This window comes from Rhodoferax sp. EU05-FHT12H12, from assembly GCF_058791215.1.
The window spans coordinates 89,086-106,633 of record NZ_JBYTDI010000003.1 but is presented as its reverse complement, the minus strand read 5'-3'; the positions used below and the strand labels follow the sequence as shown (position 1 = coordinate 106,633).

Here is a 17,548-nt window from a genome sequence, read left to right as displayed (position 1 = left end):
TGAGCATGGCTGGAGACGCCAAAAAACTTCAGCCCATCATCATCAAGCGGGTCAAGAAGGGCGGCCACTCGGCGCACGGGGGTGCCTGGAAGATCGCCTACGCCGACTTTGTGACCGCCATGATGGCCTTCTTTTTGCTGATGTGGCTGCTGGGCAGCACCACCGAAGGCGACAAGAAAGGTATCTCCGATTACTTCCAGACGCCCCTCAAAGTGGCGCTGCAGGGGGGCGCAGGTGCGGGCGCGAGCAACAGCATCATCACCGGTGGCGGCAATGACCTGACGCAACAGGCTGGCCAGTCGCGCCGCGGCGACGGCGAAGAGAAATCCGCCAAGAAGATGTCGGGTGACCAGGCCAAAGTGGAACGGGCCAAAAAAGATGCGAAAGACCTGGCCACGCTGGCTGCCAAGATCGCTGGTGCCATCTCCAACAACCCCAGAATGGCCGAGTTCAGCTCACAGATCAAACTGGAGATTACGCCGGACGGCCTGCAAATCCAGATCGTGGATGACCAGCGCCGCCCCATGTTTGACAGCGGCAGCGCATCCGTCAAACCGTATATGCGCGACATCCTGACCGAAATCGGGCGTGCCCTGCTGGATGTAGACAACAAGATCAGCCTGGACGGCCACACCGACAGCCAAGCCTATGGCAATGCTGCACGTGGCTACAGCAACTGGGAGCTCTCTGCCGACCGCGCCAATGCATCACGCCGCGAGCTGATTGCCGCGGGCATGCCCGAGGCCAAGCTGGCGCGGGTGGTGGGCATGGCCTCCAGTTTGCCGCTGGAGCCCGAGAATCCGCTGGCCGCCAGCAATCGGCGCATCAGCATTTTGGTCATGACCAAAGACGCTGAGGAGCGCCTGCTCGGCAACAAAACAGTGGCCTTGGACGCGGGGGAAGAAAGCGCTGGCAACGCAAGCGCACCAGAGGCAAAATCTGGTCCTTGACCCCGCAAAAATTACGTCATACTTGCAGAAATTCGAAAATCGCCCGGTTAAAGGTTATCTATGTCCAAAGAATTGCGCTTTCTCATCGTTGATGACTTCTCCACCATGCGGCGAATTGTGCGCAACCTGCTCAAGGAAAGCGGTTATGCCGATGCGGATGAAGCAGAAGATGGTGTAGCCGCGCTCCAAAAGCTTCGCAACAGCAGTTTTGACTTTGTCGTCAGCGATATCAACATGCCCAATATGAACGGGTTTCAGCTGCTCGCCGAGATCAAAAAGGATGACAAACTCAAGCACTTGCCCGTCCTGATGGTCACCGCCGAAGCCCGCAAGGAAGACATTGTGCTGGCGGCCCAACAGGGCGCTGCAGGCTACATCGTCAAACCCTTCACCAAGGCGACGCTGGAAGACAAGGTCAACCACATTTTGACCAAAATGGGCTTGAAGTGAGCATGTCTGAAGCCCCCACCCCAAGCTCGCTGACCACAGTTCAGGTTCACCAACAGCTGGGTGCCCTGACCCGCCAGTTGCACGACTCCCTGAACGGACTGGGTTTGGCTGAAAAAGTCAAAGACTGGGCAGGCGAACTGCCGGACGCGAAAAGCCGTCTCTCCTACATCGCCCGACTGACGGGGCAGGCGGCTGAAAAAGTGCTGAACCAGGTGGACCAAGCCAAGGCACAGCACGACCACATTGCAGCGGAAACACGTCGTATCGGTGAACTGATCGTGAAAGATCCGGTGGCGGCAGTTGCCAAAGGCCATGTGATGAACTTCATCACCGATGTGGAGCAGGCCAGCAAAAAGGTCGATGACCACCTGACAGAAATCATGATGGCCCAGGACTTCCACGACCTCACCGGACAAGTGATTGCCAAAGTGGTCACGCTGGCCGCCACCATCGAAGAGCAACTCGTTTTGCTCTTGCTGCAAACTGCCCCGGCAGACGCAAAGGTCAATGCCCCTAGCGGGCAAGAGTACGTCCCTGCACTGGCCGGTCCGGTGGTCGATGGGCAGGCCAACCAGGACGTGGTGACCGACCAGTCCCAAGTCGACGACTTGCTGGCCAGCCTGGGCTTCTAAACCTTTTCAATTAAGCGGGGGAATGCCCCGCTTATTGCACTTTAGTTTCAGGGGTCGGTCGCGACAATGGTGAGAACTCAAGAGCTTCTTCACCATGGACCAAGGCAGCCAAGACCGCAATTTACCCGCGTCGGAACGCAAGCTCAAAAAAGCGCGCGATGACGGCCAGGTAGGGCGCTCACAAGACCTCTCGCACCTCGCGGTATTGGGCTCCGGCGCCATGGCCGTGCTGGTGCTGGCCCCCATTCTTTTCGACCACCTCAAGCAGAGCATGGGACAGCAATTGTCCTTTGATGCGGCCACCGTCATGCGTCCTGGCAACATGCTGCAGCGCTTGGGCGAGGCGTCTACCGTCGGCCTGGCAGGCTGCGTAGCGTTTGCGGGCATTGTGATGACCGCTGCCATTTTGGCTGCGGTGGCCTCAGGCGGCTGGGTCAACAGCCTCAAACCCCTGATGCCGGACTTCAGCCGCCTCAACCCGCTGTCCGGGCTGGCCAATATGTTCACCAAGAAGAAGCTGGTCGACACACTCAAGATGTTGCTGATGACCAGCATCCTCTTTGCCATCGCCGCGTGGTTTTTGGTCTCCGGCCTGCAAACCATGGCAGCGCTCATTCGCCAACCTTCTAGCGCCGCCATTGCACACCTGACCCAATGGATCACCGGAGGGATTGGCTTATTGCTGCTGGTGGTGTTTCTTGCGGCGATGGTGGACGTCCCGTTGCAGTCTTTTTTGCACAAAGACCAAATGAAGATGTCCCACCAGGAGGTGAAAGAAGAGAGCAAGGAATCCGACGGCAACCCCCAACTCAAGGGAAAAATTCGCCAAAGACAACGCGAACTGGCGCAGAGAAGCAGTGTCAATGCGGTGCCCAAAGCCGACTTCGTGGTGATGAACCCTACCCACTTCGCCGTGGCCATCCGGTATGACGAAAAAACCATGCATGCGCCCCGTGTAGTGTCCAAGGGGGCCGACCTGTTGGCCATGAAGATTCGGGATGTTGCCAAGCAACACGCCATTCCGGTTCTGCAGTCGCCCATGCTGGCCCGCGCGCTGTATGCCAACGCCGAACTGGACCAGGACATCCCCTCATCGCTCTACACCGCCGTCGCACAGGTTCTGGCCTATGTGTACCGCGTCCGCGCGGCTTTGCGTGGCGAGGGCAGCATGCCCCAAGACGTACCACAACCGTACGTTCCTCCTGAACTGGATCCGCAATCCAAAACCCTGAAGGCGGCCACCGCATGAACGCGCAACTCAAAACACTGCAGCAGTGGTTCGGTAGCAATTCCGCCGCGGTCCAGGGGGCTGCCGCCCCCATGCTGGTGGTGGCCATCCTGGCCATGATGGTGTTGCCGCTGCCGCCCCTGGTGCTGGATGCATTTTTCACCATCAACATTGCAGTGGCCCTGATGGTGATGATGGTCGCCGCCTATATGGTGCGCCCGCTGGACTTTGCCGCCTTTCCTTCGGTGCTGCTGCTCACCACCCTGATGCGTCTGTCGCTCAACGTGGCCTCCACCCGGGTGGTGCTGCTAGAGGGCCACACCGGCCCCGGCGCAGCGGGCGCGGTGATTGAGGCCTTCGGCCACTTCCTGATTGGCGGCAACTTCGCCGTGGGTCTGATCGTGTTTGCGATTCTGGTGGTCATCAACTTTGTCGTGGTGACCAAGGGGTCGGAGCGCATTGCTGAAGTCTCGGCCCGCTTTACCCTGGACGCCATGCCAGGCAAACAAATGGCAGTGGATGCCGACTTGAACGCCGGCCTGATTGACGAGCGGGAAGCCAAGCGCCGCCGGGCTGAAATTGGCGAAGAGGCGGAGTTTTTTGGTTCGATGGATGGTGCCTCCAAGTTTGTGCGCGGTGACGCAGTCGCCGGCATCCTGATTCTGCTGATCAACATCTTTGGCGGCTTTGCCATTGGCATCTTGCAACACGACCTGAGCGCCAGCCAGGCCGCCAACTCCTACATCTTGCTGGCAGTCGGTGACGCACTGGTCGCCCAGATACCCGGTTTGCTCATCTCGGTGGCAGCGGCCATGGTGGTCTCCCGCGTGGGCAAGGACAAGGACATCGGCAAACAAATCGTGGGACAAATGTTTGTATCGCCACAGGTGCTGGGGGTCACAGCGACCATCATGTTCATCCTGGGCATCATCCCCAACATGCCGCACCTGGTGTTTCTGAGCATCGCTGCGGTACTGGCCTATGGCGCCTGGATGTTGGCCCACAAACCCATCCCGGTTGATCCACAAACCCAGGCAACCGCACCGGTGGGAGATGGCGAGGCCTCGTGGGACGACCTGCAACCGGTGGACCAGCTCGGCCTGGAGCTGGGCTATCGCCTGATTGCCCTGGTCGACAAAACACGCCAGGGTGATTTGCTCAACCGCATCAAAGGCGTGCGACGCAAGTTTGCGCAGGAAGTAGGCTTCTTGCCCCCTGCCGTGCACGTGCGTGACAACCTGGAACTCAAACCCAGTGCCTACCGCATCACCTTGCGTGGCGTGATTGTGGGTGAAGGCGAGGCATTCCCTGGCATGCACCTGGCCATCAACCCTGGCGGCATCACCACCCCGTTGATTGGAACAGCAACCACCGACCCGGCATTTGGTTTGCCAGCGCACTGGATCGACGAACGCCAGAAGGAAGCGGCGCAAATGGCGGGATTTACGGTGGTTGATTCTGAGACTGTTATGGCCACCCATTTGTCACACTTGATGCAAGTTCAGGCCTCCAAGCTGCTGAGCCGAACAGAGACACAACAACTCGTGGAACACGTGGCAAAACTGGCCCCCAAACTGATCGAAGAAGTGGTACCCAAAATGGTCTCGGTCGCCGTCTTCCAAAAGGTCTTGCAGTTGCTGCTGGACGAGTCTGTCCACATTCGTGACATCCGCACCATCATCGAGTCGATCGCCGAACACGCAACCTCCACCACAGACCCTGTGGAGTTGGCCAAACGCGTGCGTATCGCGCTCTCGCCAGCCATCGTGCAACAGATCTATGGGCCCACCCGCGAACTCAATGTCATTGCTATTGACCCCAGCCTGGAGCGGCTGCTGGTGCAAGCCTTGGGCAGCGCCTCCGGCCCGGCACTGGACCCCGGCGTAGCCGACATGCTGACCCGTACCGCTGCCGAGACCGCGTTGAAGCAAGAAGAAATCGGCGTCCCCGCCTGCCTGCTGGTACCGGATCCGATTCGCGGTGCTATCTCTCGCCTGGTGCGCCGCGTAGCACCACGCCTGCAAGTGCTTGCCCACAGCGAAATTCCTGAAACCCACACCATCCGCATTGGTCCGATTCTCCGAGGTGCCACACCATGAACATCCAACGCTTTACCGCAGCAACCTCCCGTGAAGCCTTGGCCAAGGCCCGACTGGCCTTTGGCGAGGGCACACTGATCTTGTCCAACCGTCCCACCGAACACGGTGTGGAAGTAGTGGCCACCGCCGAGGACACCCTGGCCAGCCTGGACCGGGGCGCCGCCTCTGCGGCCAACAAGCTGCAGGCAGCACCACGCCGCCCCAGCACCCCCGCCAGCTACCAGGAAGTAGCCAGCAAAGTGGAAGAAGATGCGGAGCAGCTGGCCATGAGCACGCTCTCGTTCCAGGACTATGTGCGCGAACGCATGCTGCGCCGCCGGCACGAGGCAGCACAAGGAGCCCCAGAGGCATTGCCAGCGCCAGCACCGGCCGCACCAGAGCGTCCCCGCCCTCCCGCGCTGACACAACGTATTGCCGTGGATATTGCCCCCCCTGCGCCCAAACCGGCCGCCGCACGCAAGCCCCAAACCCTGCCCGCAACCGCAGCGGTCAGCAAGGGCGTGATGGATGAACTCCACGCCATGAAAGAGCTGATTGAAGACCGCTTCAATACCCTGACTTGGCTGGGGCAGGCCCGCCAGAACCCCATTCAATCCAACATGATGCTCAAGATGATCCGCGCCGGGTATTCACCGACCCTGTCGCGCGCCATTCTGGAGCGCATGCCTGAGGAGATGGATGCCGCGGAATCGGTCCGCTGGGTCATGGACGTCCTGGAGCGCAATCTGCACACCGATGCTGGGACCCCTGCCCTGCATGAAGAAGGTGGTGTCTTTGCCCTGATTGGCGCAACCGGGGTTGGCAAAACCACCACCGCCGCCAAGCTGGCAGGCCTGTGCGCTCGCACCCATGGCCCGGGCAGTGTGGGCCTCATCACGCTGGACACCTACCGCATAGGCGCCCACGAGCAGTTGCGCGCCTACGGCAAGATGTTGGGTGTGGTAGCCCATTTGGCCCACGACAAAGCAGCCCTGCAAGACCTGCTGGGCCTGCTGTCCAACAAAAAGATGGTGCTCATCGATACCACCGGCATTGCCCCGCGGGACCCGCGCAAGCGCGAACTCATGGAGTTGCTGGACCTGCCCGCCATCAAACGTCTACTGGTGCTCAACGCCGGCGGCCACGGGGACACACTGGACGAAGCGGTCAACTGCTTCAAGACCAACACCTCGCAGCAGGCCATCTTCTCCAAAATTGACGAGGCCGTGAAACTGGGTCCGGCCATTGATGCCGCCATTCGCCACCAACTGCTGCTGCGTGGCATCACCACCGGGCAACGGGTCCCTGAAGACTGGGAGTCCGCAGTGGCCAGCAAGCTGGTGCGGATGTCCATGCGTACGGCAGGCATTTCGGCCTATGACCCCAAGGTCAGCGATTTGGGATTCTTCTTCAGCCAGCCCACCAGCACCCAGGGCGCCGCCAAGGGGCGCATGGATGCGTGAACGCACCAACAACCAAGCCGCCGGTTTGCTGGACCTGGCAGCCATGCCCAGCCCCAAACTCACGGCCATGGTCGCGCATGGTGATGAGCAGGCCGAGCTGCCTTTGCTCTTGCGCATGTGCGCCGCTTGGGTAGGGTTTGGGTATCCGGTCACCGTGCTGGATGGCACCGTCCGCGAAAGTGCCGACAATCCCGGCCTGGAACAATTGCTGGACTACAGCTACGCACCGGCCCCGCTGTCGGATGCACCCTCCTGGTCGGTGGTTCCCGCCGCCTGGGGCCTGCAAACCCTGGCCAGCCAGCCGCGAATCGAACATAACGCACTGGCAGACACGGGGTGGATGTTTCCCCATGAAAGCGTGGTGGTGGTGTATGGCACTGCGCAAATGCTGGTGCCTCTGCTGCAGGGCAGCAGTGTTCGCCCGGTCCTCACCGTATCCACGGCCAAAGCCTCACTGCTGACCAGTTATCTGGCCCTCAAGCGCCTGTTGCTCAAAGGCAGGCTTGAGCCTACCATTGTGAATGTGCTCCCAGCCCAACATACCGTATCCTCACGGTCTGGCACCCAGACCGCAAGCACCGGCTTGCGGGACTACGCCAAGTATTTTTTGGATTACGAAGTGAACGCACTGACGATCCCCGCTCCCGGGGTAGACGACCGCCCCAGCGCCAACACGGAGCGCCTGGCATTGGGCCTGCTCGAGAACGCCATGCCCCTGGACGTACAGTGGGCACCGACGCCGAGATCCGTCAGCACGCGCCCGCCCCTAGCCGCCATGGTGGGGAGCCATTGATGTACACCGCCAAAGGCCAGCTTGACCGCAGTGCGCTGATCAAACAGTACCAGCCCTTGGTAAGACGTTTGGCGCACCACATGATGGCCAAGCTGCCGCCCAGCGTCGAGGTGGACGACTTGATCCAAGTCGGCCTGATCGGTCTGTCCGATGCCTTGACCCGCTACGAGGCCTCACAAGGCGTTCAGTTCGAGACCTTTGCCACCCAGCGCATTCGCGGCGCCATGCTCGATGAGCTTCGCGAGAACGACTGGATGTCGCGGGGCTCACGCAAGAGCCAGAAAGAAATTGAAGTGGCGTTGCGCCGCCTGGAGCACAAGCTGGGCCGCAGCCCCGCAGAATCCGAAATCGCGGCGGAGCTGGGCATGAGCCTGGCGGACTACCAGAGCCTGTTGGGTAAAGTGCGCGGCACGCAGCTGGTGTACCTGGAAGACATGTCACGCCGTGACGATGACGATGACACATTTCTGGATCGGCACGTGGCCGACTCCGATGCCGACCCACTGAACATGCTGCGCGACCAGCGCCTGCGAGAGTCTCTGGTTGCGGCCATCAAGACGCTGCCCGAGCGGGAGCAATACATCATGAGCATGTACTACGAGCAAGACATGAACCTCAAGGAAATTGCTGCCGTGTTGGACGTCACAGAGTCCCGCGTTTGCCAACTGCACAGCCAATCGATTGCCCGCTTGCGCGCCAAGATGCGCGCACACTGAGAGCAGATTTTTAGGCGCTGAAGGCCTGAAAACGGCCAGACGACTTGGCGCCTGCGCCGTAGGGCCCTGCAGCAGCGGCATACACCGGTGTGTACATGGCCGGCACCACCATGTGCAAGGCTTGCTCTACCAGCGCTTGGCGACGCAGCATCTGCTCGCGTACCTGGGCCAGCCCCGCCGCCAAAGCCCGCAAACGCGCCGCATCTGCACTCTGCAGGTGGGGGCCCAGGGGTTTCCATGGCGCCAACAAGGCATTGGCCTCTACCACCAAAGACTGGAAGCTTTGCGCCTGCACCGCCATGTCGTCAACGGCCCCCGTTTTGAGCGCCAACGACAAAAACGCCAGCTGCGCCTCAAGCGCACTGAGCGTGGATTCCAAGGTAGGTTGTGACATATCAGGTTCCTCGCACTTCTGTAAGTGCGCAGGACCTGTTTACCGCGCGGAGCGGTTCAGCATTTCCTGCGCGTTGGACAACAATTTGTCGGCAATGGCTTCGGCGTTGACCACGTACGTGCCATCCTGGATGGAGGCTTTCACGCTGGCCACTTTCTGGGTGTCGATGTCTGCAGAATCGCTGCGCTCGGTTTTTTCCAGCGAGCGCGCCAAAGTGGAGACGGTCACAGCCACACCCGCTGCGCGCGTGCTTTGTGTCGCCTTGCTGGTGGCAGCAGTACTCGCGTTGGCGTTTTGGGCTGCCTTTTGGGCAGCACCAGACACCGTGGGCGATACGGAAGCGGGGATTTCTGTGGGTTGACCTATTTTCATGACATTCTCCAAAACTACGGTAGGCGTAGCCTCGTACGGTAGTTATCGGCCGCATCATGACTGACTTTAGGGCTTTCTGCACAAATAAGGCCGCTCAAAGCTCGATTTTGACTGTACGCATATCCAGTACAACACCCGAGGCGACGCGACCGTTCTCCATGCGCACACGCGCCAACTGCCCAACCACCCCGGCCGACAAGGCCTGTGCCTGGCTGCTGACCTGAAAACCGGCACCCTGCGCCAGTACCCGCACAGAGGCACCCGCCTGAAACACCTGCGCCGGCTTGACCATACCCTGACGAAGCGTCTGTCCGGTACTGAGCAAGCGGGTCGCCGTCTGCCCCACCCAGAGCGTACGGTCCGCGAGCACCGGACTGGGCTCCTCCGCCCAATCCACCTCGGCTTCCATCACGTCCGACTCCGTCACCATGGCCCCCGCAGCCACCTGGCCACGCATAACCCAGGCTTTGCCAGTCGCCTTCACCACAACGGGCAAGGTAATGTTCCAACGCGTCACACCATCCACGCAGCGCAACCCCACTCGGCTACGACCCCACAACCGGGCGCCCGCCGGCACATGCGGCTCAATATTGCCGCAAGGGGCCAAACGCAGACGGCTGTCCAGCGCACCAACCTCGGCCTGCATGCGCAGATTGGCACCGGGCGGTTGGGACTTCAATACAGCCTCAGAGGCCCAGCGCTGGGCCTCTTGCCGCAAAGCCTCCAGCCCCGCGTCTTGCGCCTGGGCCAACGGGATGCTGGCGCACACCAGCGCAAGAGCCTTCAGGCCACGCGCGATGGCTGGGTGGTTCAACGCAAAAGAAAACAGCATGGCGGACTCCAGGGTAGGACCTGTGCACGCCCCGACCAAGCAGTAGGGACAGGGCACCTCAGGCCATCACTATAGGTAGCCCCACCCCCGACAAGGGCCGCAAATATGCCCCATTCACCCCGCTATTCCACGTCTAAAAAATTTAAGCTTTTTCCATAATTGCCGCACGCCCCAAGCCCACAACCGTAGTGCAAGGACGCTCTTCGCTGAGGTATGCCATGTTTGCCAATCTGACCAACGCCCTGGACTTTCAATCGAAAGCTTTGGTGCTGCGCGCCGAGCGCCAGCGGGTGATTGCCAGCAACATCGCCAACGCCGACACGCCTGGCTACACCGGCCGCGACATCAACTTCAAGCAGGCCATGGGCCAAGCGATGGGCGAATCCTCCGGCCTGACGCTGGCCTCCAGCACCAGCCAAAGCATGTCCCCAGCAGGCACCACCCATACACGCCATATTCCGTTGCCCAGCAGCACCGCCGACGGATCTAGCGCCAATGGCAAGCTCGACTACACCGTGCAGACCCAGCCTGCCATGGACGGCAACAGCGTGGACCTGGACCGTGAACGCGCAAGCTTTGTCGACAACTCAGTGCGCTACGAAGCCACTCTCCGTTTTATTAACGGCTCTTCCCGGACGATCTTGAGCGCCATTCAGGGGCAATGACGCGACCACCTGACCAAAGAGGCACACCATGTCCATGTTCTCCATATTTAATGTGTCGGGCAGTGCCGTCAGCGCGCAATCCCAGCGCCTGAACGTTGTCGCCAGCAACCTGGCCAACGCCGATGCTGTGGCAGGCCCGGACGGACAGGCCTACAAAAGCCGCCAGGTCATTTTTGAAACCGTGCCCATGGAGTCCCCGGCATCGTCGGGCGTCAAGGTCAGCTCCATCAAAGAGAGCAATGAGCCCTTCAAGCGCGTGCACAACCCCATGCATCCGGCCGCCGATGCGGAAGGGTATGTCACCCAATCCAACGTGAACCCGGTGGAGGAGATGGTCAACATGATCTCCGCCTCGCGCTCCTACCAAAACAATGTGGAAGTCATGAACACAGCCAAAACACTGCTGCTCAAGACCCTGCAAATGGGTCAATAAACCAGGAGACCACCATGGTTACCAGCGTCACATCCTCCACCGATCTCAACTCCCTGGTGAACAGCAGCACCACCAGCAAGCAAACCGATGCGGCCGCCCAGCAAGACCGCTTCCTGAAACTGTTGGTGGCGCAACTCAACAACCAGGACCCCATGAACCCCATGGACAACGCCCAGATGACCAGCCAGATGGCGCAGATCAACACGGTCTCCGGCATCCAGCAGCTCAACGAAACCATGAAAAGCATGTCTACCCAGTTCAGCGCCATGCAGGTGCTGCAGGGTGCATCACTGGTGGGCAAGGGCGTCTTGGTCGAGTCCAACACACTCACCATCAAAGACGGTATAGCCGCAGGCGCGGTGGACCTGGCGACCAAGGCCGACAAGGTGACCGTGCAAGTACTCTCCCCTGGAGGGCAGGTCCTCGACAAGTTCGAACTGGGCGCTCAGGACGCCGGCATGCATGGCTTCCAGTGGGACGCCTCCAGCTACCAAGGCACCGGAGCCCCCACCTTCAAGGTCACTGCCACGCTCAAGGGCGTTGCAGTCACCAACACCGCGCTGGCCCACGACACCGTGGTGGCCGTGGGCTCCAGCAACGGCAACATGACGTTGGAACTGGCGGGTCGCAGCGCTGTGGCCTACACCGACGTCAAATCCATTCTGTAACTCTTTCCAACCGCACCCCAGAGGAAACACCATGAGCTTTCAAACAGGACTCTCCGGCTTGAACGCCTCCAGCAAAAGCCTGGACGTGATTGGCAACAACATTGCCAATGCCAACACAGTCGGGATGAAATCGTCGCGGGCCGAGTTTGCCGACCTGGTCGCTTCATCGCTGGGTGCCGCCGGTGGTGCCTCCAAAGGCGCCGGCATCGGCGTATCAGTGGCCACCATCGCGCAGCAGTTCTCGCAGGGCAACATCAACATCACCGGCAACAGCCTGGACGTGGCCATCAACGGCGGCGGCTTCTTCCAAGTCACCATGCCTGACGGCTCAACGGCCTTCACACGTGATGGCCAGTTCAAGCTGGACCGCGATGGCAACATTCTCACCAATACCGGTGCCAATGTGATGGGCTACCCCACGGACTTGCTGGGCAACTCCACCAGCGTGACGCCACAGATCATTTCCATCCCGACAGGCGCCCCCATCCCGGCCCAGGTCACCACCGAAATCACCGCCGAGTTCAACCTCGATGCACGCGCCAAAGTAGCGGCAAGCGTCACACCGCCCACCCCCATCAGCACCTACGGCACCTCGCTCACCGCCTTCGACTCCCAGGGCGTGGAAGTACCCGTGAGCCTGTATTTCGTCAAAACCGGGCCCGACCTGACCGCCAACCCCGCTGTGGCAGCAGATACTTGGGAAGTATTTGACTCCACCACACTGGCCGCTGGCACTACGGCCCTGGCGACCAATGCCGCCACCTACGCCACCCACAACGCCAACAGCACCTGGAACACCGCCAATCCGGGACCAGACCAACGCGCCACCTTCGCTGCCGCTGGCACCGGCATTTATGCCGCCGACCCGCAGCTAACCACGGTGGCTGCAGGCAGCCTGTTCCAGATGACCTTCGACGTGAACGGCGGCCTGGTCACCCCCGCGGCCCCGCAGACCCTGACACTGACCTCGCCCAACGTGGCGATTGGCAACTTCAATGCCACGCTGGACCTGAGCGGCGCCACCCAGTACGGCACCGCCTTCACTGTGTCCAACCTGACGCAAGACGGCTACACCGCCGGCGAACTGACCGGCATCAGCATCGACCCCTCCGGCGTCATCATGACCCGCTACTCCAACGGCGAAAGCCAGGCCCAGGGCAAGATTGCGCTGGCCGACTTCCGCAACGTGCAAGGCCTGACACCCACCGGAGGCGGCAACTGGGTCGAAACCTTTGCGTCCGGACAACCGGTGCTGGGTGAAGCCGGCATCGGCAAGTTTGGTGAATTGCGCGCGGGTGCACTGGAAGACTCCAACGTAGACCTGACCGCCGAGCTGGTCAACATGATGACCGCCCAGCGCAACTACCAGGCCAATGCCCAGACCATCAAAACGCAGGACCAGATCATGTCGACCCTGGTCAACCTGCGCTAAACGGAGCTGACACACCATGGACCGCTTGATCTACACAGCGATGACGGGCGCCAATGCGGCGGCAAACCGCCAGGCGGTCCTGTCCAACAACCTGGCCAACGTCTCGACCAACGGATTTCGGGCGCAACTGGCCACCTACCGTGCCGTCCCCCTACGGGGCGAAGGTGCAACCACCCGGGTATTCGCACTGGAAGCCTCGGCCGGCCACTCCACCAAACCCGGCCCGGCCATGCGCACCGACCGCGCCCTTGACGCCATGGCGCTGGGCGATGCCTGGTTCTCGGTACAAGGCCTGGACGGCAACGAGGCTTACACCCGCAACGGCCACTTTGAAGTCAACGCAGAAGGCGTACTGACAACTGGCAACGGCCTGCAGGTGCTGTCCAGCGACGGCTCGGCCATCACCGTGCCAGCCGGTGCGGATGTCAGCATCAGCCCGGACGGCAACATCAGCGCCAAAATTGGTAACCAGCCTGCCAACAGCGTGGGCCGCCTCAAGCTGGTGGTGCCGACCGCCGAAGACCCGCTCAAGCGCGGCGACGATGGCCTGTTTCGAGCCCTGTCGGGTGACCCACTCAACACGGAAGACACCGCACGTGTACACCCCGGCATGCTGGAGGGCTCCAACGTCAACGCCATCGAGGCCATGGTCGGCATGATCCAGACCGCCCGCCAGTTCGAGGCGCAAATGCGCCTGATGCAAACCGCCGAATCCAATGACCGCGCCGCCGGCCAATTGCTGAGCCTGCAAGGCTAACCCACCAGGACACGCACCATGATCAATTCCCTCTGGATCTCCAAAACCGGCATGGAAGCCCAGCAAATGCAGCTGGACGTCATCTCCAACAACCTGGCCAACGTCTCCACCAATGGCTTCAAAAAATCGCACGCCGTCTTTGAAGACCTGATGTACCAAAACCTGCGCCAGGTCGGCACCGCGGTGAACGAACAAGCCGTCCTGCCCACCGGCCTGCAAATCGGCCTGGGTGTGCGTACCGTCGCCACCAGCCGCTCGTTCTCCCAAGGCAACTTGCAGCAGTCCAGCAACAACCTGGACGTCGCCATCCAAGGCAACGGTTTTTTCCAGGTCACCATGTCCGACGGCACCGTGGGCTACACCCGCGACGGTGCCTTTCAGCTCGACAACCAGGGCCGTTTGGTCACCTCCGGCGGCCTGCCCGTGCTCAACGGCATCACCGTGCCTGCCAACGCCACCAGCCTGGCCATTGCACAAAACGGCGAAGTCACCGTGCAAGTCCCTGGCAACACCGCACCGCAACCCGTGGGCACCATCACCCTGGCCAGCTTCATCAACCCCGCCGGTCTGGAGCCCAAAGGCCAGAACCTGTATGCCGAAAGCGTGGCCTCGGGCCAGCCCAATGCCGGCAATGCCGGCGAAAACGGCTTGGGTGGCCTGATGCAGGGTTTTGTGGAAACCTCCAACGTGAACGTGGTGCAGGAGCTGGTCACCATGATCCAGACCCAGCGCGCCTACGAGATGAACTCCAAGGCCATCCAGACCTCGGACCAGATGCTGCAAAAACTCGGCCAGCTCTAAACCTGCGAGGTAAGCCATGACCCACCGCCCCCACGCACCCCAAGTGCCACGCCTGCTGCGCGCCACCGCCGCAGCGGCAGCCGTACTGGCGTTCACCAGCGCCTGCCAGCAGTTGCCGCAAAAAGTCACCGTCGATTTTGCCGAGCCCCGCGTTGCGGCAGCCCCGGCCACCACCCAAGTGGCAGTGCGCCCCAACACTGGCAGCCTGTACCAAACAGTGGCCTACCGTCCGGCTTTTGAAGACCGCCGGGCGCGCCAGGTGGGCGACACCGTCACCATCCAGATTGTGGAAAACGTAACCGCCAGTCAGAAGTCCACCTCCACCGTCAACCGCAACACCTCGGTCGACGGTGCGGTGACGGCACTGCCGTTTAACGACCTGTCCGGGCTCGCCAAATTCAACGTCGGGGCGACCACCAACAACAACTTCTCAGGCAAGGGCGGCACCGAGAGCGCCAACACCTTTGCCGGCTCCATCACCGCCACCGTGGTGGAACTGCTCCCCAACGGCCACATGGTGGTCACCGGCGAGAAGCAAATCGGCGTGAACCAGAACGTGGACGTGTTGCGCTTCTCGGGCACCGTGGACCCACGCATGGTGCAACCCGGCAGCGTGATCAGCTCCACCCAGGTGGCCAATGTGCGCGTCGAGTCACGCGGACGCGGCGCCCAGGGCGAAGCCCAAACAGTTGGCTGGTTATCCCGGTTCTTTTTGAACGTTAGTCCCTTCTAAAGATCTCCAGAATTGTGCCGAGGGGTAACAGGTCCAGTCGGACCGTCCCCGTTACCGACTCTGCACATGAAACACTGGAACCCAACACCCCTCAGTACCGGCCGCCGCTGGCTCGGCGGTCTGTGTGTGGCACTTGTCATGGCAGGCAGCGGGTCGGCCCAAGCTGCCCGCATCAAGGAAGTTGCCTCCATCGAAGGTGTGCGCAGCAACCAGCTCACCGGTTTCGGCCTGGTGGTGGGTCTGGACGGCACGGGTGACCAGACCACCCAGATGCCCTACACCACCCAGGGCCTCAAAAACTACATGGAGCAGCTGGGCCTCACGCTCACCACAGCCTCCCAAGCCCAGTTGCAAATGAAAAACGTGGCCGCCGTGCTGGTCACCGCACAGTTGCCCGCCTTCGCCCGCCCGGGTCAACTGATGGACATCAACGTCTCTTCGCTGGGCAATGCCAAGTCGCTCAAGGGCGGCACCCTGATTGCCACGCCGCTCAAGGGCGCCGATGGCGAGGTCTACGCCCTCGCCCAGGGCAACCTGATTGTGGCTGGCGCCGGTGCCGCCGCAGGGGGCAGCAAAGTCCAGGTCAACCACCTGAGTGCCGGTCGCATTCCGGATGGTGCGCAGGTGGAACGCAGCGTGCCCACCGCCCTGCAAGAGGGCCCCACCATCAACCTGAGCCTGAGCGCCTCCGACTTCCAGACCGCCCGCAAAGTCGCCCAGTCCATCAACAACCGCTTTGGCGGCAGTATTGCCCAGGCACTGGACGGCCGCACCGTACAGGTCAAGGCCCCCACCACCCCCAATGAACGTGTCAGCTTCATCGCCGAGATGGAGGAGCTGCCCGTGGAAAACTCTGTGGCAGCGGCCAAGGTCATCATCAACTCCCGCACCGGCTCCATCGTGATGAACCAGGCCGTGACCCTGGGCCCCTGCGCGGTGGCACACGGCAATTTGTCCATCAGCGTGTCCTCCACCCCGGTCATCAGCCAGCCCAATGCCCTGTCGGGCGGCCAAACCGTGGTGGGCGAACAAGCCGCCATCGACATCAAACAAGAAGCCGGCAAGCTCATCCAGCTGCCCGCTGCCACGCAGCTCACCGACGTGGTGAAAGCCCTCAACTCGCTGGGCGCCACGCCGCAAGACTTGTTGGCCATTCTGCAAGCCATCAAATCGGCTGGTGCACTGAATGCGGAGCTGGAGGTCATCTGACATGGGCTACGGCAACAGTCTCGGAACGCCCTCACTGGGCAATATGCAAAGCCTGGCGGTAGACACCCAGTCGCTGGGCGCCCTCAAGCTGCAGGCGGGCAAAAACTCGCCCGAAGCCATCAAGGAAACAGCCAAACAATTCGAATCGCTGTTCATGCGTGAGCTGGTCAAGAGCATGCGCGAAGCCACCATGAAATCCGGCATGCTGGACAACCCCGGCAGCGACCTCGGCACCGACCTGCTGGACCAGCAACTGGCCGTCAGCATGTCCGGCCAACCCGGTGGCCTGTCGGACCTGATCGCCCAGCAGTTGACCCGGCAAATGGGCATCACCGCAGAGCCTGGCACCGATGCCGCCACGCCCACACGCCCCCAGACGCTGGGCAGCGCCACCCCCTCCACCGCGCCACGGGCCACGGCGTCAGATGCCACCCTGCCCCCCGTCAAGATCAAGCGCACCCCCACCGAAAGCCAGGCCAGCTTTGTACGCCAGCACTCCGACGTGGCCAGCAAGGTAGAGAAGGCCACCGGCATCCCCGCCAGCTTCATGCTGGGCCAGGCCGGCCACGAGACCGGCTGGGGCCGCGCCCAGATCAAGACCAAGGGCGGCGGCAACTCCTTCAACCTGTTTGGCATCAAGGCCGGTGCCAGCTGGACCGGCAAGGTGGCCGAGGTCACCACCACCGAATACGTGAACGGCGTGGCCAAAAAACAAGTGGCCAAGTTCCGCGCCTACGACTCGTATGAAGACTCCTTCAAGGACTATGCCCGACTGATCTCCGAGAGCCCGCGCTACGCCAAGGCCCGTGCCCAGACGGGCTCGGCCCAGGCCTTTGCCAGCGGCCTGCAAAAAGCAGGCTACGCCACCGACCCCGAGTACGCCGCCAAACTGAGCCGCGCCATCAACACCACCCTGCATCTGCGCCGCCTGCAGGTGTAACC

20 protein-coding genes are annotated in these 17,548 nt (G+C 61.6%); 17 read left to right on the top strand and 3 right to left on the bottom strand.

From position 1 onward, the window contains the following. Positions 1-5 precede the first annotated feature (5 nt). From motB to AC3WS7_RS09930, 8 genes are all read left to right on the top strand, one after another. A complete protein-coding gene (motB, locus tag AC3WS7_RS09965; RefSeq protein ID WP_296471985.1) occupies positions 6-950 on the top strand; it encodes a flagellar motor protein MotB in 945 nt (314 codons plus the stop codon). 60 nt (positions 951-1,010) lie between these two features. Next, positions 1,011-1,400, top strand: a complete 390-nt coding sequence (cheY, locus tag AC3WS7_RS09960) for a chemotaxis response regulator CheY (RefSeq protein WP_296471983.1) — start codon at positions 1,011-1,013, stop codon at positions 1,398-1,400. A 2-nt stretch (positions 1,401-1,402) separates the two neighbouring features. Further along, a complete protein-coding gene (locus AC3WS7_RS09955) occupies positions 1,403-2,032 on the top strand; it encodes a protein phosphatase CheZ (protein WP_296471981.1) in 630 nt (209 codons plus the stop codon). A gap of 94 nt (positions 2,033-2,126) precedes the next feature. After that, the gene (locus AC3WS7_RS09950) at positions 2,127-3,281 is read left to right on the top strand and encodes an EscU/YscU/HrcU family type III secretion system export apparatus switch protein (protein ID WP_296471980.1); all 1,155 of its coding nucleotides are present in this window, start codon (positions 2,127-2,129) and stop codon (positions 3,279-3,281) included. Beyond that, complete coding sequence (flhA, locus tag AC3WS7_RS09945; RefSeq protein WP_296471978.1) at positions 3,278-5,359, top strand: flagellar biosynthesis protein FlhA; 2,082 nt, start codon at positions 3,278-3,280, stop codon at positions 5,357-5,359. Before AC3WS7_RS09950 ends, flhA begins: the two co-directional genes overlap by 4 nt. Further along, complete coding sequence (gene flhF, locus AC3WS7_RS09940) at positions 5,356-6,801, top strand: flagellar biosynthesis GTPase FlhF (RefSeq protein WP_492656243.1); 1,446 nt, start codon at positions 5,356-5,358, stop codon at positions 6,799-6,801. The genes flhA and flhF overlap by 4 nt, the downstream gene beginning before the upstream one ends. Then, positions 6,794-7,594 carry a hypothetical protein gene (locus AC3WS7_RS09935; protein WP_492656242.1) on the top strand — a complete coding sequence of 267 codons (801 nt, stop codon included), beginning with the start codon at positions 6,794-6,796 and terminating at the stop codon, positions 7,592-7,594. Before flhF ends, AC3WS7_RS09935 begins: the two co-directional genes overlap by 8 nt. Next, positions 7,594-8,310, top strand: a complete 717-nt coding sequence (locus tag AC3WS7_RS09930; protein ID WP_296471971.1) for an RNA polymerase sigma factor FliA — start codon at positions 7,594-7,596, stop codon at positions 8,308-8,310. The genes AC3WS7_RS09935 and AC3WS7_RS09930 overlap by 1 nt, the downstream gene beginning before the upstream one ends. 10 nt (positions 8,311-8,320) lie before the next feature. Here AC3WS7_RS09930 and AC3WS7_RS09925 read toward each other — a convergent pair whose 3' ends face one another. The 3 genes from AC3WS7_RS09925 to flgA form a co-directional block, all read right to left on the bottom strand. Continuing rightward, positions 8,321-8,704, bottom strand: a complete 384-nt coding sequence (locus AC3WS7_RS09925; protein WP_492656241.1) for a hypothetical protein — start codon at positions 8,702-8,704, stop codon at positions 8,321-8,323. Between the two features lie 39 nt (positions 8,705-8,743). After that, complete coding sequence (gene flgM / locus AC3WS7_RS09920) at positions 8,744-9,076, bottom strand: flagellar biosynthesis anti-sigma factor FlgM (protein WP_296471967.1); 333 nt, start codon at positions 9,074-9,076, stop codon at positions 8,744-8,746. Between the two features lie 94 nt (positions 9,077-9,170). Further along, positions 9,171-9,908 (bottom strand): flagellar basal body P-ring formation chaperone FlgA, encoded by a 738-nt coding sequence (gene flgA / locus AC3WS7_RS09915; RefSeq protein WP_296471965.1) that lies wholly within the window; start codon positions 9,906-9,908, stop codon positions 9,171-9,173. 218 nt (positions 9,909-10,126) lie between these two features. Here flgA and flgB point away from each other — a divergent pair, with 218 nt between their 5' ends. From flgB to flgJ, 9 genes are all read left to right on the top strand, one after another. Next, a complete protein-coding gene (gene flgB / locus AC3WS7_RS09910) occupies positions 10,127-10,573 on the top strand; it encodes a flagellar basal body rod protein FlgB (RefSeq protein WP_492656240.1) in 447 nt (148 codons plus the stop codon). Between the two features lie 28 nt (positions 10,574-10,601). Then, positions 10,602-11,006 carry a flagellar basal body rod protein FlgC gene (flgC, locus tag AC3WS7_RS09905; protein WP_094475704.1) on the top strand — a complete coding sequence of 135 codons (405 nt, stop codon included), beginning with the start codon at positions 10,602-10,604 and terminating at the stop codon, positions 11,004-11,006. A 14-nt stretch (positions 11,007-11,020) separates the two neighbouring features. Next, positions 11,021-11,674, top strand: a complete 654-nt coding sequence (locus AC3WS7_RS09900; protein ID WP_296471958.1) for a flagellar hook assembly protein FlgD — start codon at positions 11,021-11,023, stop codon at positions 11,672-11,674. A 31-nt stretch (positions 11,675-11,705) separates the two neighbouring features. Next, complete coding sequence (gene flgE, locus AC3WS7_RS09895) at positions 11,706-13,106, top strand: flagellar hook protein FlgE (RefSeq protein WP_296471956.1); 1,401 nt, start codon at positions 11,706-11,708, stop codon at positions 13,104-13,106. A 16-nt stretch (positions 13,107-13,122) separates the two neighbouring features. Further along, the gene (locus tag AC3WS7_RS09890; protein ID WP_296471955.1) at positions 13,123-13,863 is read left to right on the top strand and encodes a flagellar basal body rod protein FlgF; all 741 of its coding nucleotides are present in this window, start codon (positions 13,123-13,125) and stop codon (positions 13,861-13,863) included. 18 nt (positions 13,864-13,881) lie between these two features. Beyond that, on the top strand, positions 13,882-14,664 hold the full coding sequence (flgG, locus tag AC3WS7_RS09885) for a flagellar basal-body rod protein FlgG (RefSeq protein ID WP_105261444.1): 783 nt from the start codon (positions 13,882-13,884) through the stop codon (positions 14,662-14,664). A 16-nt stretch (positions 14,665-14,680) separates the two neighbouring features. Next, positions 14,681-15,397: a flagellar basal body L-ring protein FlgH gene (locus AC3WS7_RS09880; protein ID WP_492656239.1), complete on the top strand. Its 717-nt coding sequence runs from the start codon at positions 14,681-14,683 to the stop codon at positions 15,395-15,397. 66 nt (positions 15,398-15,463) lie between these two features. Then, positions 15,464-16,606, top strand: a complete 1,143-nt coding sequence (locus AC3WS7_RS09875; protein ID WP_296471949.1) for a flagellar basal body P-ring protein FlgI — start codon at positions 15,464-15,466, stop codon at positions 16,604-16,606. Between the two features lies 1 nt (position 16,607). Next, the gene (gene flgJ, locus AC3WS7_RS09870) at positions 16,608-17,546 is read left to right on the top strand and encodes a flagellar assembly peptidoglycan hydrolase FlgJ (protein WP_296471947.1); all 939 of its coding nucleotides are present in this window, start codon (positions 16,608-16,610) and stop codon (positions 17,544-17,546) included. Positions 17,547-17,548 lie beyond the last annotated feature (2 nt).

Coding starts and splice junctions, on each gene's coding strand:
- AC3WS7_RS09925 (WP_492656241.1), bottom strand. CDS start 8,704: ATGTCACAACCTACCTTGGAATCCACGCTCAGTGCGCTTGAGGCGCAG.
- flhF (WP_492656243.1), top strand. CDS start 5,356: ATGAACATCCAACGCTTTACCGCAGCAACCTCCCGTGAAGCCTTGGCC.
- flgC (WP_094475704.1), top strand. CDS start 10,602: ATGTCCATGTTCTCCATATTTAATGTGTCGGGCAGTGCCGTCAGCGCG.
- flhA (WP_296471978.1), top strand. CDS start 3,278: ATGAACGCGCAACTCAAAACACTGCAGCAGTGGTTCGGTAGCAATTCC.
- flgG (WP_105261444.1), top strand. CDS start 13,882: ATGATCAATTCCCTCTGGATCTCCAAAACCGGCATGGAAGCCCAGCAA.
- AC3WS7_RS09875 (WP_296471949.1), top strand. CDS start 15,464: ATGAAACACTGGAACCCAACACCCCTCAGTACCGGCCGCCGCTGGCTC.
- AC3WS7_RS09900 (WP_296471958.1), top strand. CDS start 11,021: ATGGTTACCAGCGTCACATCCTCCACCGATCTCAACTCCCTGGTGAAC.
- AC3WS7_RS09955 (WP_296471981.1), top strand. CDS start 1,403: ATGTCTGAAGCCCCCACCCCAAGCTCGCTGACCACAGTTCAGGTTCAC.
- AC3WS7_RS09935 (WP_492656242.1), top strand. CDS start 6,794: ATGCGTGAACGCACCAACAACCAAGCCGCCGGTTTGCTGGACCTGGCA.
- motB (WP_296471985.1), top strand. CDS start 6: ATGGCTGGAGACGCCAAAAAACTTCAGCCCATCATCATCAAGCGGGTC.
- AC3WS7_RS09890 (WP_296471955.1), top strand. CDS start 13,123: ATGGACCGCTTGATCTACACAGCGATGACGGGCGCCAATGCGGCGGCA.
- cheY (WP_296471983.1), top strand. CDS start 1,011: ATGTCCAAAGAATTGCGCTTTCTCATCGTTGATGACTTCTCCACCATG.
- AC3WS7_RS09950 (WP_296471980.1), top strand. CDS start 2,127: ATGGACCAAGGCAGCCAAGACCGCAATTTACCCGCGTCGGAACGCAAG.
- flgM (WP_296471967.1), bottom strand. CDS start 9,076: ATGAAAATAGGTCAACCCACAGAAATCCCCGCTTCCGTATCGCCCACG.
- AC3WS7_RS09880 (WP_492656239.1), top strand. CDS start 14,681: ATGACCCACCGCCCCCACGCACCCCAAGTGCCACGCCTGCTGCGCGCC.
- flgE (WP_296471956.1), top strand. CDS start 11,706: ATGAGCTTTCAAACAGGACTCTCCGGCTTGAACGCCTCCAGCAAAAGC.
- flgB (WP_492656240.1), top strand. CDS start 10,127: ATGTTTGCCAATCTGACCAACGCCCTGGACTTTCAATCGAAAGCTTTG.
- flgJ (WP_296471947.1), top strand. CDS start 16,608: ATGGGCTACGGCAACAGTCTCGGAACGCCCTCACTGGGCAATATGCAA.
- flgA (WP_296471965.1), bottom strand. CDS start 9,908: ATGCTGTTTTCTTTTGCGTTGAACCACCCAGCCATCGCGCGTGGCCTG.
- AC3WS7_RS09930 (WP_296471971.1), top strand. CDS start 7,594: ATGTACACCGCCAAAGGCCAGCTTGACCGCAGTGCGCTGATCAAACAG.